General features: G+C 73.3%; 25 protein-coding genes. 12 read left to right on the top strand and 13 right to left on the bottom strand.

The window, feature by feature from the left end:
- Positions 1–207 precede the first annotated feature (207 nt).
- The 5 genes from LADH09A_RS21345 to LADH09A_RS21325 all read right to left on the bottom strand — a co-directional run bounded on the left by LADH09A_RS21345 (position 208) and on the right by LADH09A_RS21325 (position 5,506).
- Positions 208–1,140, bottom strand: a complete 933-nt coding sequence (locus tag LADH09A_RS21345; RefSeq protein WP_238647249.1) for a CU044_5270 family protein — start codon at positions 1,138–1,140, stop codon at positions 208–210.
- On the bottom strand, positions 1,137–1,721 hold the full coding sequence (locus LADH09A_RS21340) for an RNA polymerase sigma factor (RefSeq protein ID WP_238647248.1): 585 nt from the start codon (positions 1,719–1,721) through the stop codon (positions 1,137–1,139). The genes LADH09A_RS21345 and LADH09A_RS21340 overlap by 4 nt, the downstream gene beginning before the upstream one ends.
- 56 nt (positions 1,722–1,777) lie before the next feature.
- Positions 1,778–2,971, bottom strand: coding sequence for a GNAT family N-acetyltransferase (locus tag LADH09A_RS21335; protein WP_238647247.1), 1,194 nt, complete (start codon positions 2,969–2,971; stop codon positions 1,778–1,780).
- 106 nt (positions 2,972–3,077) lie between these two features.
- Positions 3,078–4,076, bottom strand: a complete 999-nt coding sequence (cydB, locus tag LADH09A_RS21330; protein WP_238647246.1) for a cytochrome d ubiquinol oxidase subunit II — start codon at positions 4,074–4,076, stop codon at positions 3,078–3,080.
- A gap of 14 nt (positions 4,077–4,090) precedes the next feature.
- Positions 4,091–5,506: a cytochrome ubiquinol oxidase subunit I gene (locus tag LADH09A_RS21325; RefSeq protein WP_238647245.1), complete on the bottom strand. Its 1,416-nt coding sequence runs from the start codon at positions 5,504–5,506 to the stop codon at positions 4,091–4,093.
- Between the two features lie 151 nt (positions 5,507–5,657).
- Here LADH09A_RS21325 and LADH09A_RS21320 point away from each other — a divergent pair, with 151 nt between their 5' ends.
- The 7 genes from LADH09A_RS21320 to LADH09A_RS21290 all read left to right on the top strand — a co-directional run bounded on the left by LADH09A_RS21320 (position 5,658) and on the right by LADH09A_RS21290 (position 11,783).
- On the top strand, positions 5,658–6,431 hold the full coding sequence (locus LADH09A_RS21320; RefSeq protein WP_238647244.1) for a lysophospholipid acyltransferase family protein: 774 nt from the start codon (positions 5,658–5,660) through the stop codon (positions 6,429–6,431).
- A gap of 54 nt (positions 6,432–6,485) precedes the next feature.
- A complete protein-coding gene (locus LADH09A_RS21315; protein ID WP_238647243.1) occupies positions 6,486–7,061 on the top strand; it encodes a TetR/AcrR family transcriptional regulator in 576 nt (191 codons plus the stop codon).
- A 52-nt stretch (positions 7,062–7,113) separates the two neighbouring features.
- Positions 7,114–8,073, top strand: a complete 960-nt coding sequence (locus LADH09A_RS21310) for an SDR family NAD(P)-dependent oxidoreductase (protein ID WP_238647242.1) — start codon at positions 7,114–7,116, stop codon at positions 8,071–8,073.
- Positions 8,074–8,124: 51 nt separating this feature from the next.
- Positions 8,125–8,700: a hypothetical protein gene (locus tag LADH09A_RS21305; protein WP_238647241.1), complete on the top strand. Its 576-nt coding sequence runs from the start codon at positions 8,125–8,127 to the stop codon at positions 8,698–8,700.
- A 133-nt stretch (positions 8,701–8,833) separates the two neighbouring features.
- Positions 8,834–9,601, top strand: a complete 768-nt coding sequence (locus LADH09A_RS21300) for a glycerophosphodiester phosphodiesterase family protein (protein ID WP_238647240.1) — start codon at positions 8,834–8,836, stop codon at positions 9,599–9,601.
- Between the two features lie 17 nt (positions 9,602–9,618).
- The gene (locus LADH09A_RS21295; RefSeq protein WP_238647239.1) at positions 9,619–11,010 is read left to right on the top strand and encodes an MFS transporter; all 1,392 of its coding nucleotides are present in this window, start codon (positions 9,619–9,621) and stop codon (positions 11,008–11,010) included.
- 56 nt (positions 11,011–11,066) lie between these two features.
- Positions 11,067–11,783 (top strand): thymidine kinase, encoded by a 717-nt coding sequence (locus LADH09A_RS21290; RefSeq protein WP_372492324.1) that lies wholly within the window; start codon positions 11,067–11,069, stop codon positions 11,781–11,783.
- Between the two features lie 56 nt (positions 11,784–11,839).
- Here LADH09A_RS21290 and LADH09A_RS21285 read toward each other — a convergent pair whose 3' ends face one another.
- Entirely contained in the window at positions 11,840–12,688 is an 849-nt protein-coding gene (locus LADH09A_RS21285; protein WP_238647238.1) for a hypothetical protein, read from the bottom strand.
- Positions 12,689–12,888: 200 nt separating this feature from the next.
- On the opposite strand from LADH09A_RS21285, the gene LADH09A_RS21280 reads away from it, so the two are divergent.
- A complete protein-coding gene (locus tag LADH09A_RS21280; protein WP_238647237.1) occupies positions 12,889–13,437 on the top strand; it encodes a calcium-binding protein in 549 nt (182 codons plus the stop codon).
- On the opposite strand, the gene LADH09A_RS21275 is transcribed toward LADH09A_RS21280, so the two are convergent.
- From LADH09A_RS21275 to LADH09A_RS21265, 3 genes are all read right to left on the bottom strand, one after another.
- On the bottom strand, positions 13,425–16,538 hold the full coding sequence (locus LADH09A_RS21275) for an ATP-binding protein (RefSeq protein WP_238647236.1): 3,114 nt from the start codon (positions 16,536–16,538) through the stop codon (positions 13,425–13,427). The two genes, LADH09A_RS21280 and LADH09A_RS21275, sit on opposite strands and share 13 nt — an antisense overlap.
- Before the next feature lie 107 nt (positions 16,539–16,645).
- Positions 16,646–17,848 carry a low temperature requirement protein A gene (locus tag LADH09A_RS21270; RefSeq protein ID WP_238647235.1) on the bottom strand — a complete coding sequence of 401 codons (1,203 nt, stop codon included), beginning with the start codon at positions 17,846–17,848 and terminating at the stop codon, positions 16,646–16,648.
- On the bottom strand, positions 17,835–18,293 hold the full coding sequence (locus LADH09A_RS21265) for an Rv0361 family membrane protein (RefSeq protein WP_370453010.1): 459 nt from the start codon (positions 18,291–18,293) through the stop codon (positions 17,835–17,837). The genes LADH09A_RS21270 and LADH09A_RS21265 overlap by 14 nt, the downstream gene beginning before the upstream one ends.
- Before the next feature lie 146 nt (positions 18,294–18,439).
- Here LADH09A_RS21265 and LADH09A_RS21260 point away from each other — a divergent pair, with 146 nt between their 5' ends.
- From LADH09A_RS21260 to LADH09A_RS21245, 4 genes are all read left to right on the top strand, one after another.
- Positions 18,440–20,143, top strand: coding sequence for an acyl-CoA dehydrogenase family protein (locus LADH09A_RS21260; protein ID WP_238647234.1), 1,704 nt, complete (start codon positions 18,440–18,442; stop codon positions 20,141–20,143).
- Between the two features lie 34 nt (positions 20,144–20,177).
- Positions 20,178–21,350, top strand: coding sequence for a PQQ-binding-like beta-propeller repeat protein (locus LADH09A_RS21255; RefSeq protein WP_238647233.1), 1,173 nt, complete (start codon positions 20,178–20,180; stop codon positions 21,348–21,350).
- Between the two features lie 118 nt (positions 21,351–21,468).
- Positions 21,469–21,840: a VOC family protein gene (locus LADH09A_RS21250; RefSeq protein WP_238647232.1), complete on the top strand. Its 372-nt coding sequence runs from the start codon at positions 21,469–21,471 to the stop codon at positions 21,838–21,840.
- Positions 21,841–21,866: 26 nt separating this feature from the next.
- Entirely contained in the window at positions 21,867–22,274 is a 408-nt protein-coding gene (locus LADH09A_RS21245; protein ID WP_238647231.1) for a RidA family protein, read from the top strand.
- A 29-nt stretch (positions 22,275–22,303) separates the two neighbouring features.
- Here the strand turns inward: LADH09A_RS21245 and LADH09A_RS21240 are convergent, their stop codons facing one another.
- The 4 genes from LADH09A_RS21240 to LADH09A_RS21225 all read right to left on the bottom strand — a co-directional run bounded on the left by LADH09A_RS21240 (position 22,304) and on the right by LADH09A_RS21225 (position 26,066).
- Positions 22,304–23,302: a tyrosine-type recombinase/integrase gene (locus LADH09A_RS21240; protein WP_238647230.1), complete on the bottom strand. Its 999-nt coding sequence runs from the start codon at positions 23,300–23,302 to the stop codon at positions 22,304–22,306.
- Between the two features lie 67 nt (positions 23,303–23,369).
- Positions 23,370–23,795 carry an Hsp20/alpha crystallin family protein gene (locus LADH09A_RS21235; RefSeq protein WP_238647229.1) on the bottom strand — a complete coding sequence of 142 codons (426 nt, stop codon included), beginning with the start codon at positions 23,793–23,795 and terminating at the stop codon, positions 23,370–23,372.
- A gap of 72 nt (positions 23,796–23,867) precedes the next feature.
- Complete coding sequence (locus tag LADH09A_RS21230) at positions 23,868–24,392, bottom strand: GNAT family N-acetyltransferase (RefSeq protein WP_238647228.1); 525 nt, start codon at positions 24,390–24,392, stop codon at positions 23,868–23,870.
- A 30-nt stretch (positions 24,393–24,422) separates the two neighbouring features.
- A complete protein-coding gene (locus tag LADH09A_RS21225) occupies positions 24,423–26,066 on the bottom strand; it encodes an ABC-F family ATP-binding cassette domain-containing protein (RefSeq protein ID WP_238647227.1) in 1,644 nt (547 codons plus the stop codon).
- Positions 26,067–26,189: the final 123 nt, after the last annotated feature.

Below are 26,189 nucleotides of genomic sequence, written 5' to 3'. Positions count from 1 at the left end.
CCGCACGAACGCGGAGCTGGCGGCAACCCCGGCGAACGCCGAGCTGAGCGGCGATCCCGGCCTGATCGCACGGCCTGGCCGCACGGCCTGGCCGCACGGCCTGACCGCACGGCCTGACCGCACGGCCTGACCGCACGGCCGGCGCCGGGCGGTCAGGACTCCGGCGGCCGGCGCCCAGTCTCCCTGGGTGCCGGCCGCCGGGACGACCTACCGCTGCGGGCGCTGCCCGAGCTGCGACACCACGGCCCGTTGCAGTACCGCGGTCGTGCCCAGCACCGTCCCGGCCGGCCCGTCGTCGGTGTCCGCCACGAGATAGCTGCGCTCACCGAGGTAGTCGAACGTCTGCTCATCGAAGATCCACTCATCGCGGCGGTTGCGTTCGGTGTGCGCGACGGCTATCCCCCGCCGCCCGGCCGCGTCGGTGACCCCGCGCACCACCTCGACCCCGGGGATCTTCGCCGCGGCCCGGTAGAGCGCCGCGCTCGTGGCCGGGGGCACCAACGACTCGCGCAGGATGTCACCGATCGCGGTGAACGCCGCGCCGTCGCGGCTGTTGCCCCGACCGCGCTGCTCGCGTTCCTGGTACAGCTTCGCCAGCAGGGCGTCCGGGTCAGCGGGCAGATCGACCAGCGCGGCGTTGGGCGTCACGTCCGGGATTGTCTCGCTCTGCGGGATTCCACCGACGATCGGCACGTGGAAGTACGGCTGCCGCAGCAGGCCGTCACCTCGCTCGTCCCGGGGGATCCACATCTCCCGCTCGTGCACCGGTTGCAGCCGCGCCGGGCCGTCACCGAGCTCGGCGAAGGCGCCCCGGCTGCGGATGTAGACGTACCCGCCCTGGTCGGACGCTGGCCCCGGCTTGTCGGTGGCCGCCACGGCCATCCGGTTCAGCAGCAGCGACGCGCCGACGCGTTCCCCCTGCTCGACCGGGACGATCAGTGGCGCGCTGTCCGGTGCCCACGGCTGGGCGACCATCCCGGCCGCGACCGCGACGGTCAGCACGCCCGCCACCGGCACGAGCACCCGCGCCCGTCGTGGCCGCCGCGACGGCCGCCGGACCTCGCTCAGCAGATGATGCCGCAGCGCCTGTCGGCGCATCGCCGGCAGGGCCGGCACGGGCGGGGCCAAGGGCTCTCTCATCGGTACTCTCCCTGCTCGACGGGGATCATTCGGCTGCCGGCCAGTTCCTGCTCCGCCAGTGCTCGCAGGCGGGTCCGGGCCCGCGACAGCCGGGAGCGCACGGTCCCGACGGGTACTCCCAGCGCCTCGGCCGCCGCCGCGTAGTCCAGGTGCGACCAGACGCAGAGCAGGAACACCTCCCGGTCGGCGCGGCGCAACGCGCGCAGCCCCGCCAGTGCGGCGGCCACCTGCTCGGCGTCGTACATCCGGTCGACCACGGCGTCGGCGAAGTCCGGGACGGTGTCGCGCACCGGCAGCCGCCGCAACGCCTCCCGGTGCCGGCGCGCCGCCCGGCGGCGGTTGCGCAGCACGTTGGTCGCGATCCCGAGCAGCCACGGTCGCAGACTGTCCCCGTCCGGGTGCAGGGTTTCGCGGATCCGCCACGCTTCGAGGAAGGTCAGCGACACCACGTCCTCGGCGTGTGCCGGATCGCCTGCGCTCCACAGCGCATGTCGGTGAACGGCGTCGGCGTGCTCGTCGAAGAGCTCACCCAACGCCTCGGAGTCTCCGGCCCGGATCCGGGCCCGCATCTCGGCTGTCACACCTGTACCTGTCCGCTGCCGCCGGCGAGTTCCCACTTCGGGGGCAGAAACGTCGGTCAGAAGTAGTCGAGCAGCTGCGCGGGCCCTCCGGCGCCGAGGAGGTCGAGCGCGGCCGGGTCGACACCCGGGCGGTGGTGCAGCAGCCCGGCCTGCGCAACCGCGCGGGCGTGCGCGGCACCGGCGTAGAGCAGGGCGAAGCCGCGTACGTCCAGCCGCAGGTCGGTCTCGCCGCCGACCTGGGTCAGCTCGGCGGCCCCGTCGGCGACCGTCAACCGCCAGGTGCCGGTGTTCCACTCTGCGAGGGTGTCGGTGAGGCCGAAGTCGACGACGCCCCGGGCGTGGGCGGGCCACCCCCGCGCGCCCACCGCGCGGGCGACGTCGACCGGTCGGTGCATCCACAGGTCCCGCTCGTGGTCGCGGGCCGACTCCAGTGGCAGGTGAGGGCTGACGGCGTCGCCGTCGAGGGGGCACAGCCGCAGGGTCGGTGCGACGCTGGCCCAGCTGCCGAGCACCCCGACGATCTCCCGGGCGGCCTCGGGGGTGACGGCCAGGGCCTCGTCGACGGTGAGCACCGAGTCGGCGCCGTAGCCGCGGCCCCGCTGCCAGGTGGCGTAGCCGACCAGGTCGCCGTCGCGCTCGACGAGGGTGAGGCCGTCGCCGGGCAGGCCCCGGTCGGCGGCGAAGAAGTCGAACAGCTCACCCCGGCGGGTCAGCATGCCGTTGCGGTGCCGGGCGACCCGCTCGTACAGGTCGGCGACGGCGGGCAGGTCGGCCACCGCGCCCGCCCGCACGGTCAGGTCCGGGGAGGGCCGGTGCCGGGGCAGCGCGGCGGTGGCCAGGTCGACGGTACGCAGCACCCCGGCGGTCTCCCACCCGCAGGCCCGGTACGGGGCGGCGACGGTCGGGTAGAGCGCGCTGACCGCCGCCCCCCGCTCGCGGGCGCCACGCAGCAGGGCGGTGAGCATGGCACGGGCCACGCCCCGACCCCGGGCCTCGGGGGCGACGGCCACCCCGGCGACGTCGGCGGCCGGCACCGCCCGGCCCGACCACCACTGGTCATGGTGCAGGTCGACGGCCTTGCCGACGAGCCGACCGCTGTCGTCGAACGCGCCGTAGCGGGTCAGGCCGGGCACCGCGACGGTGGTGCTGGCGGATCGCTCCGAGGCGGAGCCGAACGCGAACCGGCCCAACTCCCAGGCGGCGTCGAGGTCGTCGACGCCGAGTTCACGAACGTGCACAGGCTCGGACATCGGCACACCCTAGCGGCGCAGGCTCCCGCGCCGCGCAGATTTACCGCCGGGATACCCCACCACAACTCCATGATCGACGGGGCCGGGTCGGGGGCTGGGGCTGGGGTTAGTGCTGCGGGATGTTGCCCACTCCAATGCGCTTGCGGAACACCCAGTACGTCCAGCCCTGGTAGGCCAGCACGATCGGGGTGAAGATGACCGCCACCCAGGTCATGATCTTCAGGGTGTACGGGGTGGAGGCGGCGTTGGTGGCCGTCAACGTGCCGGCCGCGTCCAGCGTGGACGGCAGCACGTTCGGGAACAACGCCGCGAACAGGGTCGCCACGGCCAGGCCGATCGCCACGGCGGTGCCGGTGAACGCCCAGCCCTCCCGGCGTACCCGGGCGGCGGCCAGAGCGCCGAGCAGGGCGAGGGCCGCGCCGACGGCGAGCACCACGGCCGCCGCGCTGGAGCGGATGCTCAGCGTCCACGTCAGGAACCCGACCGCGAGCACGGCGGCGCCGGCGCCCAGGCGCACCGCGAGCGCTCCCGCGCGCTCGCGGATGTCGCCGGTGGTCTTCAGCGCGAGGAACACCGCGCCGTGGGTCGCGAACAGCGCGAGGGTGGTCGCGCCACCGAGCAGGGCGTACGGGTTGAGCAGGTCCACCAGGCCGCCGACGTACTCGTGGTCGGCGTCGAGCGGCACCCCGCGCAGGATGTTGGCGAAGACGACGCCCCACAGGATCGCCGGCAGCAGCGAGCCGACCACGATCGCGGTGTCCCAGCGGCGCTTCCAGGACGCCTCCGGGCGCTTGTGCCGGTATTCGAACGCGACCCCCCGCGCGATCAGGGCCAGCAGGATCAGCAGCAGCGGCAGGTAGAAGCCGGAGAAGAGGGTGGCGTACCACTCGGGGAACGCGGCGAACATCGCGCCGGCGGCGGTGATCAGCCAGACCTCGTTGCCGTCCCAGACCGGGCCGATGGTGTTGATCAGGACGCGGCGCTCCCGGTCGTCGCGACCCAGGACGGGCAGCAGCATGCCGACGCCGAAGTCGAATCCCTCCAGGATGAAGTACCCGGTGAACAGCACGGCGACGAGGAGAAACCAGATGGTGGTCAGTTCCACGATGGGCTCCGGGATCAGTAGGCGAAGGCGAGCGGGCGCTCGGCGTCGTCAGTGGTGTCGTCGATGGGGTGCTCCTCGCTGACGTCGGGCACGCCGGCCCTGGCGTAGCGCAGCAGCAGCTTGACCTCGATCACGGCGAGGGTGGCGTAGATGAGCGTGAAGGCGGCGAACGAGGTGAGCACCTCGGCCAGCGAGACGCTGCGCGACACCCCGTTGCGGGTGAGCATCTCGCCGAAGACGATCCACGGCTGGCGGCCCATCTCGGTGAAGATCCAGCCGAAGGAGTTGGCCAGCAGGGGCAGCACCGGCATGGCCAGCCCGGCGCGCAGCAGCCACCTGCTGCTCGGGCTGCGGCCCTTGCGCTGGCTCCAGAGCACCAGCAGGGCGATGGCCCCGGCGGCCATCCCGAAGGCGATCATGAAGCGGAAGCTCCAGTAGGTGACCGGGATGATCGGGGTGTAGCTGCCCGCGCCGTACTGGGTGGCGTACTGGGCCTGGAGGTCGTTGATGCCGTGCACGGTGCCGTGCGGGTCGCCGGTGCCCAGGTACGACAGCAGGTACGGGATCTTGAGGGCGAACACCTCGCGGGTGCCGTCGAGGCTGCCGATGGTGAGCACGGAGAACGAGGCGGGGCTCTCGGTGGTGTAGAGGCCTTCGGCGGCGGCCATCTTCATCGGCTGCACATCCGTCATGATCTTGCCCTGGATGTCGCCGGTGAACAGCACGGCCGCGGAGGCGACCAGGACCACCCAGGAGCCGAACTTCGTGGCGAAGCGGTAGGCGCCGGTGTCGGCGGAGTCGCGGTTGCGGATCACGTGCCAGAGGCCGACCGCGACGATCAGCGACCCGGCGACCAGGAACGAGCCGGCCAGGGTGTGCGGGAAGGTGATCAGGGCGACCTTGTTGGTCAGCACGGCGGGGAAGTCGGTCAGCTCGGCGCGTCCGCTGTCGGGGTTGATGCGGTAGCCGACGGGGTTCTGCATGAACGAGTTCGCCGCGAGGATGAAGTACGCGGACAGGTTGGTGCCGATCGCGGCGGCCCAGATGCTGGCCAGGTGCGCCCGCTTGGGCAACCGGTCCCAACCGAAGATCCACAGACCGATGAAGGTGGATTCGAGGAAGAACGCGACCAGCGCCTCGATGGCCAGGGGCGCGCCGAAGACGTCGCCGACGAAGCGGGAGTAGTCGCTCCAGTTCATGCCGAACTGAAACTCCTGCACGATGCCGGTGACCACGCCCATCGCGAAGTTGATCAGGAACAGCTTGCCGTAGAACTTGGTGAGTTTCAGGTAGCGCTCGTTGCCGGTGCGGTGCCACATCGTCTGCAGGATGGCCACCAGCACGGACAGGCCGATGGTCAGCGGCACGAAGAGAAAGTGGTAGACGGTGGTGACACCGAACTGCCAGCGGGCAACGTCCAACGCGTCCACCTGAAACCCCCAGCCATCCGTACTACGAGACGTAGTAAATACTACTGCTTGTCGTAGAGGGGCGGGCGGCCCGACCCCACCCGGGCGCCATGACCCTGATCACCCGACCCGCCCCCGCGAGGCCACCGGCGCGTGCGACGATGTCGCGCTGATGGACACCGCGCACTCCCCCTGGCAACCGCCGCTGATCTGGCGCGGCGCTCTCCTGCTGGCCCGGGCCCTGGTCGGCCTGCTGGCCCGCCTCGAGGTCACCGGCGACGTCCCGGCGCACCTGCGTCGCGGCCCGCTGGTGCTGGCCGCCAACCACATCAGCCCGTTCGACCCGGTCGTGATGGCCGCCGCCTGCCACACCCGGGGCATCGCCCCCCGGATCATGGCGACCGCCGGCCTGTTCCGCGCCCCGGTGCTCGGCGCCGCCATGCGCCACGCCGGGCACATCCGCGTCGACCGGGGCACCAGCGCCGTGCACCGGGCCCTCGACGACGCCGCCACCGCCGTCGCCCGAGGGTCGGTGATCCTCATCTACCCGGAGGGACGCATCGGCCTGGACCCCGGCATGTGGCCCGAACGCGGCAAGACCGGCACGGCCCGACTCGCCCTGGCCTGCGGCGCCCCGGTCATCCCGGTCGCCCAGTGGGGTTCGCATGAGGTGCTGCCCTACCGGGCGCCCCGGGGTATGCTGCGCGGCATCGCCCGCTCGCTGTGGCGCCGCCCGGTGATCCGGGTGCACTTCGGCGCGCCCGTCGACCTCGGCGAGTCGAGCGCCGCGAGCCCCGGCGCCGCCCGCCGGGCCACCGTCCGGATCATCGACGCGCTCACCGACGGCCTCGCGCCGCTGCGGCCCGACGAGCCCAACCTGCCCCGCCACGTCGACCCCGGGCGCCCCAGCGACCCCAGCCGCGCCCACCGCCGCCCCCTCGGCTGACCTGCCCCCGTAGACGCGTTAGACAACTTTCGAAAATCTGTCTAAGCTGTCTAGGTGAGCATCGTGGAGCAGGACGCCGACGACCCGAAGCGCACCGCCGTCCTCGCGGCGGCGGCCGGGGTGTTCGGGCGCTACGGCTTCCCGAAGACGTCGATGGAGGCGGTCGCCAAGGCCGCCGGCATCTCCCGTCCTGGCCTCTACCTGCTGTTCCCCAACAAGGAACAGCTGTACCGCGCCACCATGCGGGGCGTCATGGAACGTGCCCAGCAGGCCATGCAGGCCTGCCTCGCCGACCCGTCGACGAGCTTCGACGAGCGGGTGGTCGCGGGGCTGGACGCGTTGATGGGTCCGTACATCGACACCCAGGTGGCCCGCGACCTCAACGAGCTACTGGAGAACAGCGAGCCACAGTTGGGCTCGATGTTCCACGACTACCAGGTGCGGGCTCAGGCGACACTGCGCGCCCACATCGACGCCACCGCCCCGGGCGGGCTGCTTGACGCGCAGCGAACCGCAGACGACGTCATGGACCTGCTCTTCTCCGCCGCGCTCACCTGGAAGTCGACCTCGACCACCAGGGACGAGTTCCGCGACCGGATCCGCCGGGCACTGCGGCTGCTCCACCGCTGACGCACCCCGTCCCGCGCGGAACGCCGAGATTCTGCACCCAAGGAGATCCGAAATGTCACGAATCATAACCCCTTACTCTGCTCGGTCGACCGCTGCCGAGGTCATCGCCGACATCGACCTCACCGGCCGACGCGTCGTCGTCACCGGCGGCGCGTCCGGGATCGGCCGGGAAACCGCCCGGGCCCTGGCCGGCGCCGGCGCCGAGGTGACACTGGCGGTCCGCGACACCACCGCCGGTGAACGCGCCGCCACCGACATCGCGGTGGGCGGGGCGCCCGGCAAGGTCCGGGTCGACCACCTCGACCTGGCCGACCGTGCCTCCGTCGACGCGTTCGTCACCGCGTGGACGGGGCCGCTGCACATCCTGGTCAACAACGCCGGAATCATGGCCCTGCCAGAACTGGCCCGCACAGCCCAGGGCTGGGAGGCGCAGTTCGCCGTCAACCACCTCGGTCACGCCGCGCTGACCCTGGGTCTACACGACGCACTGGCCGCCGCGCGCAACGCCCGCATCGTCGTCGTCAGCTCGTCGGCCCACCAGCAGTCGCCGGTCGTCTTCGACGACATCCACTTCACCGCCCGCCCCTACGAGGCGTGGTCGGCCTACGGCCAGTCGAAGACCGCCAGCATCCTGTTCACCGTCGCCCTGGCGAGCAGGTGGGCCGCCGACGGCATCACCGCCAACGCCCTGCACCCCGGCGCCATCATGACCAACCTGCAACGACACCTCGACGACACGCAGTTGCGCTGGGTCGGCGCGGTCGACGAGCAGGGCAACCGCCTGGCCGTGCCGCCGGGCTGGAAGACCCCGCAGCAGGGCGCCGCCACCTCGGTCCTGCTGGCCGCCCGCCCCGAGGTCCAGGGCGTGACCGGCCGCTACTTCGAGGACGCCAACGAGGCCGTCGTTCTCGCCGAGCCCGTCGACGGCAGGAGCGGTGTGCTCCCGTACGCCCTGGACGACAGGAGCGCCAACCTGCTCTGGGACGAGACGCTGCGGCTCCTGCGGCGCTGACCGGTGTCGCCCGGGCAACCGACCTGCCCGGGCGACGCGGACAATGATCACGTGTCGCGTCGTCAGATCATCCTCGTCGCACTGGTGCTCCTCGTGGTCGGCGGGATCGGCTACGCCGGGCTGCGGACCGCGTCCCACCGCGCCAGGGATCAGCGGGACCTGGCCGACCTGACCAGGTCATCGCCCTGGCCCCGGGAGCACCTGTTGATCCCCGACGGCGTCACCCGGCCCGGCACCGTCGGCTGGCTCGATCACGGCGGCCTCGACATCGCCTATCCGCTTCGTACCGCCGACGGTCGGGCCGTGCCCGTGCTCTGGCGGCTACGCGTGCCGCAACCCGCGACCGGCCTGCCCGACGGCGTGGACTGCGACACCCCGCGCCTGCGCACCTGCACCGACCTGGGTGGCGGGCGCACCCTGGTCGTGACCCACCAGACCGACAACAGCGACCCGTCGAGCGCCCTCTACCGCACCGACGGAGCCAGGGTACGAGCCATCGAGGTGCAGGGGCCGGACCCGGTCGCAGTCGAGGAGCTGAACGCCGCGCTCAGCAGGGTGCACCCGCCCAGCGACGCCGAGCTGCTCGACCTGTTGCGCCGCGACGGCCACCAGACCGACTGGAGCTGACCCACCGGAGCGTCGCCGGACACCCCGCCTTTCCGAGGCCCATTCGATCACCCGCGCCCGGCCGGCGGCGCGAGCGGGCGACAGACGCCGGCCGGCCACCCGCCGGCCACCGACCGGGGGCATACTGCGTCGCGTGTTGACCCGATTCGGCTACCTCGACGCGCCCGCGCCGCTGGCGTTCGCCCACCGTGGCGGCGCGGCCGAGGGCGACGAGAACACCACCGAGGCGTTCGCCCGGGCCATCGGGCTCGGCTACCGGTACGTGGAGACCGACGTGCACGCCACCGCGGACGGCGTCGCGGTGATCTTCCACGACCCGACGTTGCGTCGGGTCACCGGTGAGGCGGGGCGCATCGCCGAGATGAGCTGGGCCGACCTCGCCTCGGTACGTGTCGGTGGCGCTGCCGTCGTACCCCGGCTCGACGAGGTGCTCGGCGCCTGGCCGCAGGTCCGCTTCAACATCGACGTGAAGGCCGACGGCGGCGTCGCGCCGACGGTCGCCACCGTGACCCGCACCGGCGCCGCCGACCGGGTGCTGCTCGCCTCGTTCAGCGACGCCCGCCTGACCCGTCTGCGCGCGCTCACCGAGGGGCGCGTCGCCACCAGCCTCGGGATGCGCGGGGTCGCCCGGCTGCGGCTCGCCTCCCTGCACGGACGCCCGCTGCGGCTGCCCCCGTCGGTGGTCGCCGCGCAGGTGCCGCCGCACTACGGGCGGGTGCCGGTGGTGGACCGCCGTTTCCTCGACTACTGCCACCGCGTCGGCCTCCAGGTGCACGTCTGGACGATCGACGAACCAGCCCAGATGCACGACTTACTGGATCGTGGCGTGGATGGCATCATGACCGATCACGTCGGCGTGCTGCGCGACGTCTACCGCAGCCGCGGCCACTGGGCCGCCTGAGGATCGAAGGACCCCCGATGGCCGAGACCGTGACCCCCACGGTGGACGACACCCCGCCTCCGGCGAGCACCCGCCGGGAGCGGCGCGGCTGGTACATCTACGACTGGGCCAACTCCGCGTTCCAGACCACGGTGGTCACCGTGTTCCTCGGTCCGTTCCTGACCACCGTCGCCGAGCTGGCCGCCGGCTGCGAGCTGGGCGCGGACACCTGCGACGGCTCCGTCTACCCGCTGGGCATCAAGATCGCCGCCGGGTCCTACTACCCGTACCTGATCTCGCTGTCGGTGTTCCTCACCGTCTTCGTGCTGCCGGTCATCGGGGCGATCGCCGACCGGTCGGCGCACAAGAAGCGGCTGCTCGGCGGTGCCGCGTTCACCGGCGCGGGCGCCACCATCGCGATGGCCTTCGTCACCGGCGACCGCTACCTGCTGGGCGGGGCGCTCTTCCTGGTCGCCAACATCTCCTTCGGCGCCGCGATCGTGGTCTACAACTCGTTCCTGCCGCAGCTCGGCGGCCCCGACGAACGCGACGGCATCTCCAGCCGAGGCTGGGCGTTGGGCTACCTCGGCGGCGGTCTGCTGCTGGCGCTCAACCTCGTCGCGATCACCCTGCTCGACGACGGCGACAACCCGCAACGCACCCTGGACCTGGCCCGCTGGTCGATCGTGTCCGCCGGTGTGTGGTGGGCGTTGTTCACGCTGGTGCCGCTGCGTTGGCTGCGCGAGCGCCCCAGCGTCGCGGCCCTGGCCGGCGGCGGCAACGTGCTCACCGACGGGTTCCGGCAACTCGCCCGCACCATGCGCGAGGTCAAGGCGTACCCGTTGACGCTGTACTTCCTGCTGGCGTTCCTGGTCTACAACGACGGCATCCAGACCGTCATCACCCTGGCCAGCCAGTACGGCACCGAGGAGCTGCGCCTGGAGCAGAGCACCCTGATCATCACGATCCTGCTGGTGCAGTTCCTGGCCTTCGGCGGCGCGTTGAGCCTGGGCGCGCTGGCCAAGCGCATCGGGGCCTGGAAGACCGTGCTGCTCAGCCTGGTGCTCTGGACCGGTGTGATCATCGCCGCGTTCCGGCTGCCCGCCGAGGCGCCGCTGCCGTTCATGGTCCTCGGCGCGGCCATCGGCCTGGTCCTCGGCGGCAGCCAGGCGCTGAGCCGGTCGCTGTTCAGCCAGCTCATCCCGGCCGGCAAGGAGGGCGAGTACTACGGCTTCTACGAGATCAGCGACAAGGGCACCAGCTGGCTCGGGCCGCTTGCCTTCGGCCTGGTGTTCCAGCTCACCTCCTCCTACCGGGTGGGCCTGGTCTCACTGCTGATCTTCTTCGTGGTCGGTTTCCTGCTCCTCGCGGCCGTGCCGATCCGCCGTGCCATCGTGGCCGCGGGCAACACGCCACCCCGGGTGCTCTGAGCACGCATCCCTCGCCCAGCAGATCAGGGGTGGTGGATCGGCTAGGCTGCCCGACCGTGACTGACGACGCCGCCGCCGCCCCGACCTGCCTGGCCCACCCGTTCCCCGGCCAGCCGCACGCTCCGGCCGGGTGCGCGGCTGCGCGTGGGCTCGACGGTCGTCCGGTGCACGCGGCGGCGCTGAAGTTCTTCTGGGGGCCGATGGACTGCGGCAAGTCCACGATGGCGTTGCAGATGAACTACAACCACGCCCGGCAGGGCCGTCGGGGGTTGGTCACCACCCGCATCGACCGGTCGCTGGGCCCGCAGGTCACCACCCGCATCGGGCTGGCCCACGAGGCCATCGAGGTCACCGACGACCTGGACCTGCGGGCCCTGGTCCGCGGCCGGTGGGCCGACGGCGTACGGGTGGACTACCTGATCTGCGACGAGGCGTGCTTCTACACCGTGGAGCACGTCGAGCAGATGGCCGAGCTGGTCGACAGCTACGACGTCGACGTGTTCGCGTTCGGCCTGGCCACCGACTTCCGGTCCTGCCTGTTCCCCGCCGCGCAGCGGCTGTTCGAGCTGGCCGACGAGGTGGCCCGCATCCAGGTCGAGGTGCTCTGCTGGTGCGGCCGCGAAGGGCTGCTCAACGCCCGCGTCGTCGACGGGCGGGTCGTACGCGAGGGCGCACAGGTCGTCATCGGCGACACCGTCGACACCGCCGAGGTGCGCTACCAGGTGCTCTGCCGCCGGCACTACCGCTCGGGCGACCTCGGCCCCCGCGACTGAGACATGGTGGCCGGCCGCCCCCGGTGTTGGGGACGGCCGGCCGTGCTGCGGGTGGATCAGCCCACGCAGACCTGCTGCGCCCTGAGGGTCCACGCCGCCGCGGACGGGACGATCTCCCGTCCGGTCGCCTCAGCGGTGTCCAGTGCCGGCTTGGGCAACAACGTCGTCACCGAGCCGGCCCCGAGGAGCCCGTTCAGCACGCCGCCTACCCCCGCGGTCTGCGACCCCGCCGGGCAGGCCGGCGTCGTCACGGGCTTCGGCGAGGTCGCGTTGAGCGCGCTCGTCGCCTCCGTCAACGCCATCGCCGGTAGCGGGGTGGCGCAGAACGCCTGGGTCTGCAACGTGAAGTTGCCCGGGGCGCCGAACACGTACGCGGTGCTCGACACCGAGCCGAGCGCCGAGGTGAACGCCAGCTCGTCGATCGCCACCGCCGCGTTGGCGTTGTCGATCCGGTACCCACCGCCGAAGGTCTTCTTGCCCGGCGGGCACACGGCGGTGATGCCCACCTTGCTTGCCGCGTTGTTCGCCGACGTGGTGGTGACCAGTTGCAGTCCGGCCACCGCCCCGGCCGGGGCGCAGACCGCGAACGCGTCCACCGACCACGGCACGTTGGTGGCGTTGGCCTCCACGCCGAGCACGGTGACCGTGTGCAGGGTCGCGTCGGCGTAGACCCGGGTCATCAGGACGTCACCCTGACCGTCGTTGATCCGCCCGCCGGCACCGACCACCTGGTCGACGCCGTTGCACGAGATGGCCATCGTCTTGGCGTTCGTCGCGTCCAGGACGCTGGTCGCGGCGACCCGGTACAGGCCCACCGACGCCTGCGCCGGGGTTGTCGGTGCGAGCAGCGTCGTGGCCGCCGCCATGCCGGTCAGCACTGCCAGACCAGCCAGTTTCCGCTTCATTGGATGTTCCCTCCGCACTGCCTCGTCGACGGTCGACGACGGCGTGGGGACCACACTCCGCACCGCCGTCAGGAGGGCGTCAGCACCGCGACCGCGTTCGGCGTACTGACGCCACGATGACGGGCGGCTGCGACAGTGCCGGTGACGTCAGCGCGGCGTCAGCGGACTCCTTACGGGGTCCACGAACAGGAGGTTTCATCATGCGTACCCGAGTGGCGGCGGTGCTGGCCGCCCTCCTGCTCAGCGGCACACTGGTTGGTGTGGGCGGCGCCGCGGCGCAGGCCGACCCGGACGCGAACCCGTGCGCCACCACCGACGGCGACCCGATCATGGGCACCGAGGGCGACGACACTTTGTTCGGCGGTGGCGGACCCGACGAGATCTACGGGCTCGGCGGCAACGACATCATCTACGGCGGCGGTGGCGTCGACACGATCCACGGCGGCGGCGGTGACGACACCATCTATGGTGAGGGCTGCGGGGACTTCATCGCCGGCGGCGCCGGCGCCGACCTGCTCGCCGGTCTCCAGGGCAACGACGTCCTCTCCGGCTCCCACGGCGCCGACCTGCTGATCGGGGTGGCGGGCGACACCGTCACGGGCGACACCGTCACGGGGCCCGGCGGTGACACCCTCGACGGTGGGCCCGGGGTGGACACCTGCGCGGAGGACGAGACGGCCGACCCCGGGGCGATCTTCTACGCGTACGTGCAAACCGACGCGGGCCAGGAGAACTTCTACGCCTGCTGACCGGTCCTCGTGCGCAGCACATCCGGGTCCGGGGGCGGTGCGTCGATCGAGCGCATCGCCCCGACCCACCTGTCGAACGCCCGCCGAGCCTCCCCGTGCCGGCCGGCCGCGACCAGCGTGGCGACCAGCGCGCGGTGCGCCCGCTCGTCGTAGGAGTCGGCGTCGAGCAGCCGGACCAGGGTGGTCGCGGCCCGATCGTCGTCACCGTCGCGCCGGTACCCACGGGCCAGTTCGCGCAGCGCCCGCAACCACACCGAGCGGGCCTGTTCCCGCAGCCCGTCGGCCCAGTCCTCGTAGGGCTCGTCGGCGAAGGCGTCCCCCCGGTAGCCGGCGGCCACCTCGGTGAGCATCGCCCGGGCCCGCGCCGGGTCACCGTCGCGGGCGAGCTGCTCGGCGTGCGGGACGTCAGCCAGCAGGTTCTCCGCGTCGACGACCACCCGGGTCAGGTCGACGCGCACTCCGGTCAGGTCGGCGCGCACGTACCGGTCGACGGGCCACCGGCGGGGCGGGTCGAGCACGGCGCGCACGGCGGACAGCAGCACCGACAGGCGGTGCGCGGTGCGCCGCGGCTCGTCGTCGGGCCACAGCAGCTCGCACAGCTCCGCCCGGGCCACGGCACGACCGCGCCGGGCGACGAGGATCTTCAGCAGCGTGCGGGCCTGCCGGGACCGCCACGCCGGCAGCGGGACCTCCCGCCCACCGACGATGACCTCGAACCGGCCGAGCACCCGCACCTCGACGGTGCCACCGTCGGCGGGTGTCTCGGACAACTGCCGCCCGTCGACCGTCTCGACCCCGAGCGCCAGCAACCGGCCGGCGGCCACCTGCGCCGCGGACCGCTGGGCACCGTCGGCGCCCGGGACGCGGCCCAGCAGGACGACGGTCTGTTCGGCGGCCGGTCCCGCGCCCGCCGCGCGCCAGATCGCGCCGGCCTCCAGCAGCGCGTCCCGGCTGGCGGCCGGGTCGGCGGCCACCGCGGCGGTGAGCTCCAACGCCTCGGCCAGCGCGTCGGCCTGCCGACTGCTGCGGGCCGCACCGACCGCTTCGGCCGCGCGCCGCCGGGCCACACCCAGATCACCCCCGGCGTACGCCACCCAACCCGTCGCCACCAGCGCGCAGGACAGCAGGAACGCCGGTGCCAGCCGGTGTGCCTCGTCAGCGGCGGCACGAGCGGCCGTGAGGTCGGCGCCCGCGCCCTCGCAGCGCAGCCGGGCCAGACCGGCCAGCGCCGGGATGCGCACCTGGAGGTCCCCCACGTCGCGGGCCAGCTCCGCGGCCTCGATGAAGGCCGCCAACGCCTCCTCCCGCCGGCCGAGACGTCGACTGACCTCCGCCAACCCGTGGACCCCGGCGGCCGCCCGGTTCAGCCCCAACCGTTGCGAGACCAGCTTGGACCGGGTGAAGTGCAGCGACGCCTCGTCGTAGCGGCCCAGCCGTACCAGCGCCTCGCCCGCGTTGTGCAGAGCGGTCACCAGCACCCCCGGCGGGCCGGCGAGTTCCGCCGCGCGGACCGCCCGCACGGCGGTGGCCAGCGCCGACGGGTACCGGGCCTCCCGCAGCAGGCAGTGCGCCTGGTTGACCAGGACCCGTGCCTGCTGGACCAGGTCACCCGCGCGTTCCGCCGCCGCCAGCGCCTCGGCCAGGTGCTCGTCACGGCGGGTGCCGGACGAGGTCAGCGCGACCGCGATGTGCGCCGCCGCCAACGGCGCGTCCTCGTTGAGCTGTTGGGCGGCGGCGAGCGCCCGGGCTCCGGTGGTGACCGCGTCGTCGACCTGGCCGAGCTGGGCGAGGGTGCTGGCGCGGCAGGCCAGCAGCAGCACGTCGTCCGGCCCGGGTGGGGTGACCGTCGGCGCTGCGGCCACCCGGTCGAGTACCGCCAGGGCGCCGGCGTAGTCGGTCCGCAGGTACGGCACCATCGCCGCCCGCCAGAGCAACCGCGCCGGCCAGCGACGGTCGTGGTCGGCCCGGGCCAGCAGCGGGGCGAACACCCGCGACGCCCAGGTCACCGACCCGGACATCCGCAACGCGTCGCCGAAGATCAGTTGAAGGTCGGGGTTCTGCTCGGCCTGCGGCAACGCGCTGATCAGTTCGGTCACGTCCGGCGCGCCGCCACCGGCGAGCATGTCCTCCCCGTGGCGCACGATCAGCTCCGCGCACCTCGCGGTGTCGTCGGCGTCGTGCAGGGCTCGGGCCGCCGCCAGCGGGTACGCGTTGGCGAGATACCAGTCGGCGGCCGCGTACCGCCTGCGGCGTCCCGCGGCGTCTGGCTGACCTGCCTGCTGCGCCAGCACCGCCGCGAGCACCCGGACCAGCTGCACCGTCGGTGGTGTGTGGCCGGCCCGACGGCGGGGGTGGGCGACCAGCAACCCGGTACGGGTCGACCAGCGCAACGCCTGCGCGGTGGCGTCGGCCGACGCGTCGGCGTCGACGGCCACGCACAGCGGCACGCCGATCGGGTCGAGGTGGTGCACGCGGCCGAGCAGACCCGCCACCGGCGAGGGCAGCTCGGCGAGGATCTCGTCGCGGGCGAAGTGCCCACCGGCGGTGCCGGGCTCGGTCAGGGCCGCGAGCAGCTCCCGCCGGCCCACGCCCTGCCGGCCGAGGGCGTCGCCCGCGAGGTGCACCCACGCCGGCCAGCCGGCGGTCAACTCGTACACCAGGTAGGCCAGGTCGCTGTCGGGCACCGCGTGCTCGTCGCGCAGGATCCGGGCGACCGCGTCCCGGCCGAGGGCGAGGGTCTCCGGCCCACGGTGCACGACGGGCGCGGCACACGCGCTCAGCGCCGCGTCGGCCAGCGGCTGTCGAGCGGCCAGCGTCACCGCCGGCCGACCCGGCAGCGCGCCCAACCACCGCACGAGGGTCAGTTGGTCGGCCTCGCTGAGCGCGGACACCTCGTCCACGGCGATCCGGGCCGACGAAGGCGGGCACACGGTGGGCGCCGCGGCGCCGATCAGGTCCGTCGCCCGGTGGCAGACCGTCGGGCCGTCCCCGCCGACGGTCTCCAGGGCGGTGGTCTTGCCGTACCCGGCGGCGGCAACCAGCATCAGCCACCGCCGTGGCCGGGGCCGCTGCTCGACTGCCATCGCGTCGCCTCCGCTCATCCGAGCACCGCGGAAGGTCACCCGGAGGGCCGGTGACCCACGCTAACCATCCACCGGCCCAGCTGCGGTGACGTTGTCCGAGAACCGACGCAGGCGTACGGGCGGTGTCAGGCCGGCGTCGGGGTGCCCGCCCGCACCCGGAACCGGTCGGTCACGATGACGGCGACGGTCACCACCAACGCCAGCGCGGCGCACACCGCGACGGGCACCCCCAGCCCCACACAGACCGGCAGCAGCGCCACCAGCACCACCACCGCGGTGATCCGGCTGACCGGCAGGGCCCGCCACAGCAGCGCCTTGTAGGCGGCGTGCCCGGCGAGGAACAGCGCCGGACCACCCAGGATGAACAGCGCGGCGACAGTGGTGGTGGGCGCGCCGGGCTCGCGCAGCAACCGTTCGTCGCCCGCCGAGGTGACGATCACGCCCGCGACGATCACCGGGTGCAGGTAGTTGAACGCGACCCGGCTCAACGCGCCGGTGCGGTCACCGGCACCGGCGATGACCTCCGTCGCGGCCGCGGCCGACCGGGCGAAGTACACCCACCACAGCGCCACCGAACCGGCGAACGCCAGCAGGAACGCCCCGAACGTCACCAGGTCCACGTGCTGGGTGAGGGTGCTCCCGGTGACCAGGATCGACTCACCGAGCGCGATCAGGACGAACGCCGCGCACCTCTCGGCGAGGTGCCCACCCTCCACCATCCACCGCTCGGGACGGCTGCGCCCCCGCCTCGGCAACGGGTAGCCGATCGCGAGACCGACGACGTCGATCAGGACCGCCGCCGCCCACACGACCTCCCGGGCCGTGCCGTGGACCAGACCGCCGAGCACCACGAGCACCGACGTCCCGGCGATCCACGGCAGCGACTGCTGGAATCCCGCGACCAGCCACGGGCTGCCCCGCACCGCCCACAACGCGAACAGCGTGCGGCCCACCTGCACGATCACGTAGACCACCGCGAAGAGCAGGCCGGTCCCGGCGAACGCCTGCGGTATCGCCGCCGACAACGACAGGCTGCCCAGCGTCACCCCGATCAGCACCGTCCGGACCGGCCCCTGGTCCGGTTGCAGCCAGTTGGTCAGCCAGGTGGTGTAGACCCAGACGAACCAGACCAGTGCCAGCAGCAGCGTGGTGTGCGCGGCGCCCCGCCAGTTCGGATGCTCGATCAGGTAGTGCGACAGCTGGGTGATCGAGAAGATGAAGACCAGGTCGAAGAAGAGTTCCGTCGAGGTGGTCGGTTGCACCCCCTGGCGCGGTCGCAGCAGCCAGGGCCGCGCCGGGGTGACCGCCGGCGGTTCAGAAGGGGTCACCGCACACCCGCCAGTCGCCGCCCTCGCGGACCACCGGCAGGCGGCGTTCCTCGCTGAGCCCGCCGTCGCGGGTCAGCTTCACCGTCACCGTGCCCTGCGGTCGTCCGCTGCGGGTGGTGACCGACACGTCGGTGATCTCGTAGTCGGTGACCATCGGCGGCGTCCGCACCCAACTGGTGAAGCCGATCGCGCTCCACCGGCTGCGCGCGTCCTCGCAGAGCCGGTCGTACGCCCGGTCGCTGTCGCCGAGACTCACCTCGTTGAGGAACCCGTCGGCGGTCTCCCGGATCGGGCCGGCGGCCTGACGGACGGTCTGCAGGTTCCAGGCGGCCAACCCGGCCACCCCGACGCAGCACAGCGCCACCCCGAACCCGGCGAACGCCAACCCGGTGCGCATCGGGCGGCTGCGCCGGGCCGGTCGGCTCCACGACTGGCCGGCACCCACGACTACCGACCGTAGAGAACCCGGTCGCGCCGAGGTACGACAAGTCGGAAACTGGGTGCCCCCGGTGAGTGGGTGTGCCCTGTTCGCATCGGCCACGGATCGTCTACCGTCGGCGCACACCCCCGAGCAGTGCCAGGAGCCGATCGATGAGCCGCTTCGTGCAGCCGGTACCACCCCCCGTCGACCCGTACGCCGGTGATGGCCTGCTGCGGTCCTGGCTGGAGCGTCACCTCGGCCCGGCCGGACACGCCGCCGCCAAGGGTCGCCTCGCCGACCTGGCCGCGGACGTCGCCGGGCCGCTGCGCGCGGCGCACGCCGACGCGGAGGCGCACCCCCCGACGCTGGTCCGCTACGACCCGTGGGGCGCCCGGGTCGACCGGGTGGAGACGTCCGCCGGCTGGCAGACGCAGCGCGCCGCCGCCGCCCGGCACGCCGTGGTCGCGCTGCCCTACCTGCCGGACGCGCGCGGCACCTGGGGTGCCGCCGCGCGGGTCGTGCAACACGCGCTGCTGCACCTGTACGGGCCGGAGTCCGCGACGTTCTCCTGCCCGGTGGCGATGGCCGACGGGGCCGCGGCGCTGCTCAGCCTGCCCGAGGTGGACAGCGGGGTCCGCGACGCGTGGCTGCCCCGGCTGATCTCCACCGACCCGGACGTGGCGATCACCAGCGGGCAGTGGATGACCGAGTCGCAGGGCGGTTCCGACCTGGGCCGTTCCAGCACGATCGGCCGACCCGCAGTGGACGGTTCGTGGCGGCTGACCGGCGAGAAGTGGTTCTGTTCGGCCGCCGACGCGGCGATGGCGGTCGCGCTGGCCCGACCGGACGGCTCCGGGCGCGGCAGTCGGGTGCTCGCACCGTTCCTCGTCCCCCGCTACGCGGTCGACTCACCGCTGGCCCACGCGATGGCACCGGACGCACCGGCGCCGGGCGTCACCGTGCACCGCCTCAAGGACAAGCTCGGCACCCGGGCGCTGCCCACCGCCGAGATCGGCCTGCACGACGCGTACGCCCTACCGCTGGGCGACCCGGCGGTGCCCGGCCTCGTCCGGGCGATGACGCTGGTCGTGGTGACCCGGGTGCACAACGCCGCGGCGGCGGCGGGCGGGATGAGACGCGGTCTCGCCTACGCCCGGGCGTACGCCGACGTGCGGCACGTCGCGGGCGGCGCGCTGTCGTCCTCTCCGCTGCACCGGGCCACCCTGGGCACCCTCGCGGTCGACGCGGCCGGGGCGTTCGCCCTGGCCGGGCACGCGTTCGCCCTGCTGGGGCGGGTCGAGGTCGGCGCCGATCCGGAGGCCGCGGCGGAGCTGCGGATCGTGGCGCCGTTGGCGAAGCTGGCCACCGGCCGGCTGGCCGTCAGCTCCGCCAGCGAGTACGTGGAGAGCTTCGGTGGGGCCGGCTACGTGGAGGACACGGGGGTGCCCCGGCTGCTGCGCGACGCGCAGGTGCTGCCGATCTGGGAGGGCACCACCAACGTGCTGTCGCTGGACGTGCTGCGCGCGCTGACCCGGGAGGACGCCGGGGCGCCGCTGCTGGCCCGGCTCGCCGCCGCCGTCGACCTGGCCCGTCCGTTGTCGCCGGTGCTGGCCGACACGTTGGCCGCCGCGGCCACGCAGTTGGGCGACACCATCACCTCGGTGACCGCCGACCCGGGCTCGTCGACGGTGCTCGCCGGCGCGCGGGGCCTGGCGCTGCGCCTGGCGTACGCGCTGACCACCGCGTTGCTCGTCGAGCACGCCGCGTGGGGCGACGAGCAGGCGGCGCTGGCCGCCCGCCTGTGGGCGCGCCGCTGGCTGCGGCACGAGGAGATCGCCGAGGACGCCCACCACCACCTGGATCTGCTCTGCTGACCGCCCGACCGGAGGGCACGGGTGGGGTGTGCCGATGTCGGCGCTGATCGAGCTGGGCGAGGACCGGGGCGTGCCCTTGGACGACCGGGCGCCACCGCCGCAGGCGTCCCGCCGTTGGCGGGTGGCGCTGCTGGTGGTGGCGTGCGCGCTGCTCGGTGGTGCGGCCCCGCCCGCGCACCTGACGCCTCAGGTCGGGCCGGCGGTGCCCGCCCGGGCGACAGTGCTCGGTGCGGGCCCTCTGCTGCTGGTCGTCGACCCCGGCGCCACCCCGCCGACGCTGCGCGCCTACGACGTGGCCGCGCCGCACCGCCCGGCGCGGTGGCAGGTCACGGTGCCGCCCGCCTCCGGGTGGTCCGCCGAGGCCGCCGGTGACCTGCTGCTGCTGGTCGAACGCGACCAGGTGCGCGGAACGCGGGTGACCACCGCACGGTCGATGCGTACCGGGCAGCCCCTGTGGCAGCGACCCGAGCGGGTGTACGCGGCCGGCGACGCGGCGGTCGCGGTGAGCGAGGTGCGCAGTGCCTCCGAGCCGGGGCGGCGGGTCGAGGGCACGGTGCACGGTGTCGACCCGGCCACCGGTGCGACCCGATGGTCGGTGCCGGTGCCCTCGACGGCCGTGTTGCGGGTGCTGCCCGGCACGCCCGGGCGTTTGCTGCTGGTGCAGGACGACGGGCTGGCCCGGCTGCTCGACGCCCGCGACGGCACCGACCGCGGGCGGGGGTGGCTTCCGCCGGCCGACTACGGCCCGGACAACCCTCAGGTCGTGGACGGGCACCTGGTGCTGCGTCACCCCAACGGCGGCGCGGCGGCGCTGACCGGGTACGACCTGCCCGGGTTGACGCCGCGCTGGCAGTGGGCGGTGGAGCCGGGCGAGCTGACCCTGCGGCCCTGCCAGGGTCTGATCTGCGGGCACGACGAGCGGGGTCGCTGGGCGATCGATGCCGGCACCGGCGCGCGGGTGTGGACGTGGCCGGCCGGCGTGCGGTGGCAGACCGTGGCGGGTCCACGGGTCGCCGCCGAGCCGCTGGTGCTGCTGGGCGCGGCGTCGGGCGGCGAGCGGGCCCTGGTCGCGACGGTGGGTCGCGACGGCCCCCGGGTGACCGCGGTGCTGCCGGCTGGCCTGACCGACTGCCGGCGGGTGGCCAGCGGGCTCATCTGCCGCGACGGCACCGCCCGCGTCACGGTGTGGCCGCTCGACGTGTCCTGATCCGGTCGCCACCGCAGGAGATCTCCAGGCCATGTCTCATCCGACGACGGTAGGACGGGGGTTGCGACGCGTTCGTCGGTCGGGCGGGGTTGTCGGGGCCCGGCGGCATACTGCTGGCGTGACAGCCTCTGCGGACCTCGCCATGGTCAACCTCGACAGTTCCGACCCCGCCGGCCACGCCGCGTTCTACCACCAGGCGCTGGGCTGGGAGATCACCCACAGCCAACCGGAGTACGCGATGATCAGCTCCGGTGGCGTCTCCATCGGCTTCGGGCTGGTCGAGGGTTACCGTCCGCCGTCCTGGCCGGACCCGACGGGCGACCAGCGCTACCACCTGGACCTGTACGTCGACGACCTCGCCGCGGCACAGGAGAAATTCGTCGCGGCGGGCGCCTCGAAGCCGGAATTCCAGCCCGGCGGTGAGCGGTGGGTGGTGCTTCTCGACCCGATCGGGCAGCCGTTCTGCATCTGCCCCCGCCCACAGAGCTGAGACGACCAACGACAGAAGGAGTCAGCATGGCCATCACCCTCGTCAATCCGGACGGGTTACCGAAGCCGGACGTCTACCGTCAGTTGTCGATCGCCACCGGGTCCAAGCTGGTCTTCCTCGCCGGTCAGGTGGCCCGCGACGCCGAAGGGCGCAAAGTCGGCGAGGGAGACTTCGCCGCCCAGGTCGAGCAGTGCTATCTCAACATCGGCACCGCCCTGGCCGGGATCGGCGGGTCCTTCGGCGACGTGGCGAAACTGACCATCTACGTCGTTGACTGGTCGCCCGACAAGATGCCCCTGCTGGGCGAAGGCGTCGCTCGGGCGGGTGCGAAGCTGGGGGTTGACCTGGTCAAGCCCATCACGCTGCTGGGTGTCAGTGCTCTGGGCGAGCCTGATCTCCTCGTCGAGGTCGAAGCCACTGCGGTTCTCGACTGATCAACAACCCGGTGTCGGCCGTGCAGCGCTCAGCTGCTCCGGCGCGACCGCGCCGCCCACACCACGTAGGCCGGGTCACGGTCGAGGTTGTGCCGGTCCCGGTCGTAACGACGGGTGGTGCGCGGGTCGGCGTGCCCCATCGCGTCCTGCACGTCCTCCAGCGGCACGCCCTCCGAGCGGGCGGTGGTGGCGAAGGCGTGCCGCAGGGAGTGCGGGGACAGCTTCGCCCAGGCGGGGATGCCGGCGGCCCGGGCGAGCCGGCGGACCATCCGGAACACCGAGTGCCGGTCCAGTCGGGCGCCGCTGGCGGTGACCAGCAGCGGCCCGGTCAGCTGTGCCACCGGCACACCGGTGGCGGCGGCCCGCTGGGCCAGGTAGGCGTCCACGGCGTACCCGCTGCCGGGGGTGAGCGCCCGACGGCGTTGCTTGCCGCCCTTGCCGACGAAGCGCACGCTGCGGTGTCCGCGTTCGGCGCCGAGGTCGGTGAGGTCCAACGAGATCAGCTCCCCGACCCGCAGGCCCAGGTCGGCGAGGAGCGCGATCGCCGCCCGGTTGCGCAGGGCGGTCGCGCCGGTGTCCGCCTCGGCGGCGCCGAGCAGGGCGTCCACCTCCTCGGGGGTGAGCCCGAGGGTGGCGGAGTGGTCCCGGTCGACGCGGGGCCGGTCCGCGCCGGAGACCGGGTTGGCCGGCACCGCGCCCAGCTTGACGAGGAAGTCGTACCAACTGGACAGCGCGGAGAGCCGCCGCGCCACGGTCGCCGGGGTCAGCGGTCGACCGCTGCGGGCGGCGACTGTGGATTCCAACGCCCGGGCGTAGTCGTTGACGTGCAGGAACGTGGCCCGCAGCGGGTCCAGGTCCCGGCCGGCGCACCAGCTGAGCCAGCCGGTGACGTCGCGCCGGTACGCGTCGCGGGTGTGCTCGGACAACCGCCGGTTACGCAGCCACGCCTCGGTGACCTCGACCGGCCCACTCGGCAGCGCGGGTGGCGCGGACGGGCGGGCCAGCACCGGAGCGTCGGAGAACACCATGTGAAAAAGGTTCTCAGCCTCGGGTGGGTTCGGCGTGCAGGCGCGCCGGTCCCACCCGAGGCTGTGATCACGCGTTGATCTGTGGACGCCGGTCGCCGTTGGCGGTGATGGTCACCCGGCGGGGCTTGGCGCGCTCGGCGACGGGGATGCGCAGCGTCAGCACCCCGTGCTCGTAGCCGGCTTCCAGCTTGTCGGTGTCGAGGGTGTCGCCGAGGAACAGCTGCCGGGTGAAGGTGCCCATCGGACGTTCGGCGGCCACCAGCTCGACGCCGTCGCCGGAGGGCCGGCGTCGTTCGGCCCGGACGGTGAGCACGTTGCGCTCGACGGTGCAGTCGATGGTGTCGGGGTCGACGCCGGGCAGGTCGAACGCCGCGTAGAAGTGGTCGCCGTCGCGGTAGGCGTCAAGGTGCATCATCGCGGGGCGGGCTGCCGTACCGAAGAACTGCTCGGCGAGCCGGTCGATCTCGCGGAACGGGTCGGTACGCATCAACATGGTCATGCCTCCTCGGTTCTCCTGGCCGAAGGTGATGAGTTGAGCCGGGGCGACTCAACTTCCTCTTCTTATTTAGCGCATCCCCTGGCGGCCGTCAACCGCTCCACCGAGCCGCTTCTCGAACCAGTGCTCGGCGTAGGGGCCGCGCGAGTACGCCGGGATCTCGACGTAGCCGTGCCGGGCGTACAGGGCGCGGGCCTCGACCAGGTCGGCGCGGGTGTCGAGCCGTATCGCGGCCGCTCCGGCCGCCCCCGCCTGCTGCTCGACGGCGGTCAGCAACGCGGCACCCCCACCGGCGCCACGGTGCGCGGGTCGGACGAACACCCGTTTCAGCTCCGCCCAGCCCGAGTGCCAGCGCAGCCCGGCGCAACCGGCCAGGTCGGTGCCGTGGTGGGCGAGCAGCAGTACCCCGCTCGGGTAGGTCAGGTCGTCACTGGGCATCTCGGCGAGCGCCTCGTCGACCTCGCCGGGAAGGGCCGGGCGGCAGTGGTAGCGCACCACCATCTCGGTCATGTACTCGCGCAGCAGCAGCACCGCGTCGGGCTCGTCGGGTCGACTGACGCGGGTCGTCCAGAGTGGTCGGGCGGTGATGGTCACCAGTTGATCATCACCGCCCGGTCAACGCCTTTACCCCGGTCGGCGCTCCCGGTCGGTCGCGCGGCTTCGCGTACCTGGCGTCGGAGACCCGCCGACGCGCAGACGAGGCCAGTCGGCCAGGTCCCGCAGCAGTTGCCGATCGTGCGTGGCGACGACGACGGCGGCGCCCGTGTCACCGATAGCGGCGGTCAGCTCGTCGGCCAGAGCTGACGACAGGTGGTTCGTCGGCTCGTCGAGCAGGATCACCGTGGGTCGACCGGCCAGCGCCAGCGCAAGGTCGAGGCGGCGCTGCTGCCCCTGCGACATCCGCCCGACGGGCGTACGCATCGCGGCGGCGTCCAGCAGCCCCAGTGATCCGAGCGGCACGGCGTCGCGGTCGGTGAGCGTCCCAGCGGCCACCAGCCGCCCCACCTGGCCGGCGTACACCTCGTCGGCGGTGCGTCCGGCATCCTGTCCGGCGGTCTCCTGGGTGACCCAGGCGACCCGGGCCTCCTTCGCCGTCCAGGCGTGCCCGTCGGTCGGTTCGAGCGCACCGGCCAGCACCGCGAGCAGTGTGGACTTTCCGGCACCGTTCGGGCCGGTGACGAGCAGCCGGTCGCCGCCGTCGACGGTGAGGTCGACCGGCCCGGCGAGCCGCCCGGCGACGGCTACGCCCCGGGCGCGTAGCTGTGGTGCTCCCGACCGTGCCCCCAATCCTGGCCACCGCATCGTCGGTGGCGGTTCCGGCACGTCCATCCGGTACGCCTGGAGCGTCTCCTGCTGCCGGTTCAGGGCCTGCACGACGCCCGGCGCGCGGGACTGACGCTGGTGTTTGCCGGTCCCCTTGTCCGGCCGCCAGCCGGTGGAGAGCCGGTCACGGGCCTTCGACACCGCGTCCTGCAGTCGTCGGTGCTCGGCCTGCTGCTGCTCGTGGTCCTGCTCCCAGTGCTCGCGCTCCCGGGACCGCGCGTCCTGCCACGCGTCGTAACCGCCGGCGTAGAGGCGCGGTTTGCCGTCGCGGGTCGGGTCGAGGTCGAGGAAACGGTCGGCCACGTCGCGCAGCAGCGACCGGTCGTGGCTGACGATCGCGAGGCCGCCGTCGTGCTCGCGCAGCCGCCGGGTCAGGAAGTCCAGGCCGTCGGCGTCGAGGTGGTTGGTCGGCTCGTCGAGGAGCAACACGTCGTGCCGTGCGCCCAGCAGGCACGCCAGCCGTACCCGGTAGCGCTGCCCGACCGACAGCGTCGCCAGGGGACGGTCGCGGTCCGCGCAGGCGTCGAGGGCCTCGAGTGCGATGTCGACACGGCGTTCGGCGTCCCACGCGTCGAGCCGGGTGGCGGCCTCGAGCGCGGCGGCGTAACGGTCCTCGGCGCTGCGATCGCCCTCGGCGAGGGCGCGGGCCGCCTCGTCCAGCGCGGTGAGGGCCGCGAGTGACGCGACCAGCGCTTCGGACGTCAGGGTGCCGACGGTCTCACCGTCGCGGGCGGACAGTTCCTGGCGGGCCAGGCCGATCGTGCCGGCCCGCTGGACAGCGCCGTCGTCCGGCGCGATCAGCCCGGCGAGGACGTGCAGCAGGGTGGTCTTGCCGCGACCGTTCTCGCCGACGACCGCCACCCGAGATCGGGCGGAGACGGTGAGCGAGACGTCGTTCAGGACGCGGCGGGACCCGCGGGTCACGGTGACACGTACGGCGCGCACGTGCGCGCTGCCACCCGCCTCGACGGTCGCTGACAGGGTTTCGGGATTCGGGGTGAGGTTCAACGGTGCTCCGCAGCTCGCGATGGAGCCGGGCAGCGGCTGACGGCCGCCCGGCGGGAACCG

The organism is Micromonospora cabrerizensis (assembly GCF_022230955.1).
Classification (GTDB): domain Bacteria; phylum Actinomycetota; class Actinomycetes; order Mycobacteriales; family Micromonosporaceae; genus Micromonospora; species Micromonospora cabrerizensis.
This window is presented reverse-complemented; position numbering and strand designations above follow the sequence as displayed.

Excerpts from the sequence above, each read along its gene's own strand:
- LADH09A_RS21295 (WP_238647239.1), top strand. The coding sequence starts at position 9,619 with ATGGCCGAGACCGTGACCCCCACGGTGGACGACACCCCGCCTCCGGCG.
- LADH09A_RS21310 (WP_238647242.1), top strand. The coding sequence starts at position 7,114 with ATGTCACGAATCATAACCCCTTACTCTGCTCGGTCGACCGCTGCCGAG.
- LADH09A_RS21280 (WP_238647237.1), top strand. The coding sequence starts at position 12,889 with ATGCGTACCCGAGTGGCGGCGGTGCTGGCCGCCCTCCTGCTCAGCGGC.
- LADH09A_RS21335 (WP_238647247.1), bottom strand. The coding sequence starts at position 2,971 with ATGTCCGAGCCTGTGCACGTTCGTGAACTCGGCGTCGACGACCTCGAC.
- LADH09A_RS21240 (WP_238647230.1), bottom strand. The coding sequence starts at position 23,302 with ATGGTGTTCTCCGACGCTCCGGTGCTGGCCCGCCCGTCCGCGCCACCC.
- LADH09A_RS21275 (WP_238647236.1), bottom strand. The coding sequence starts at position 16,538 with ATGAGCGGAGGCGACGCGATGGCAGTCGAGCAGCGGCCCCGGCCACGG.
- LADH09A_RS21260 (WP_238647234.1), top strand. The coding sequence starts at position 18,440 with ATGAGCCGCTTCGTGCAGCCGGTACCACCCCCCGTCGACCCGTACGCC.
- LADH09A_RS21245 (WP_238647231.1), top strand. The coding sequence starts at position 21,867 with ATGGCCATCACCCTCGTCAATCCGGACGGGTTACCGAAGCCGGACGTC.
- LADH09A_RS21320 (WP_238647244.1), top strand. The coding sequence starts at position 5,658 with ATGGACACCGCGCACTCCCCCTGGCAACCGCCGCTGATCTGGCGCGGC.
- LADH09A_RS21235 (WP_238647229.1), bottom strand. The coding sequence starts at position 23,795 with ATGTTGATGCGTACCGACCCGTTCCGCGAGATCGACCGGCTCGCCGAG.
- LADH09A_RS21345 (WP_238647249.1), bottom strand. The coding sequence starts at position 1,140 with ATGAGAGAGCCCTTGGCCCCGCCCGTGCCGGCCCTGCCGGCGATGCGC.
- LADH09A_RS21255 (WP_238647233.1), top strand. The coding sequence starts at position 20,178 with ATGTCGGCGCTGATCGAGCTGGGCGAGGACCGGGGCGTGCCCTTGGAC.
- LADH09A_RS21285 (WP_238647238.1), bottom strand. The coding sequence starts at position 12,688 with ATGAAGCGGAAACTGGCTGGTCTGGCAGTGCTGACCGGCATGGCGGCG.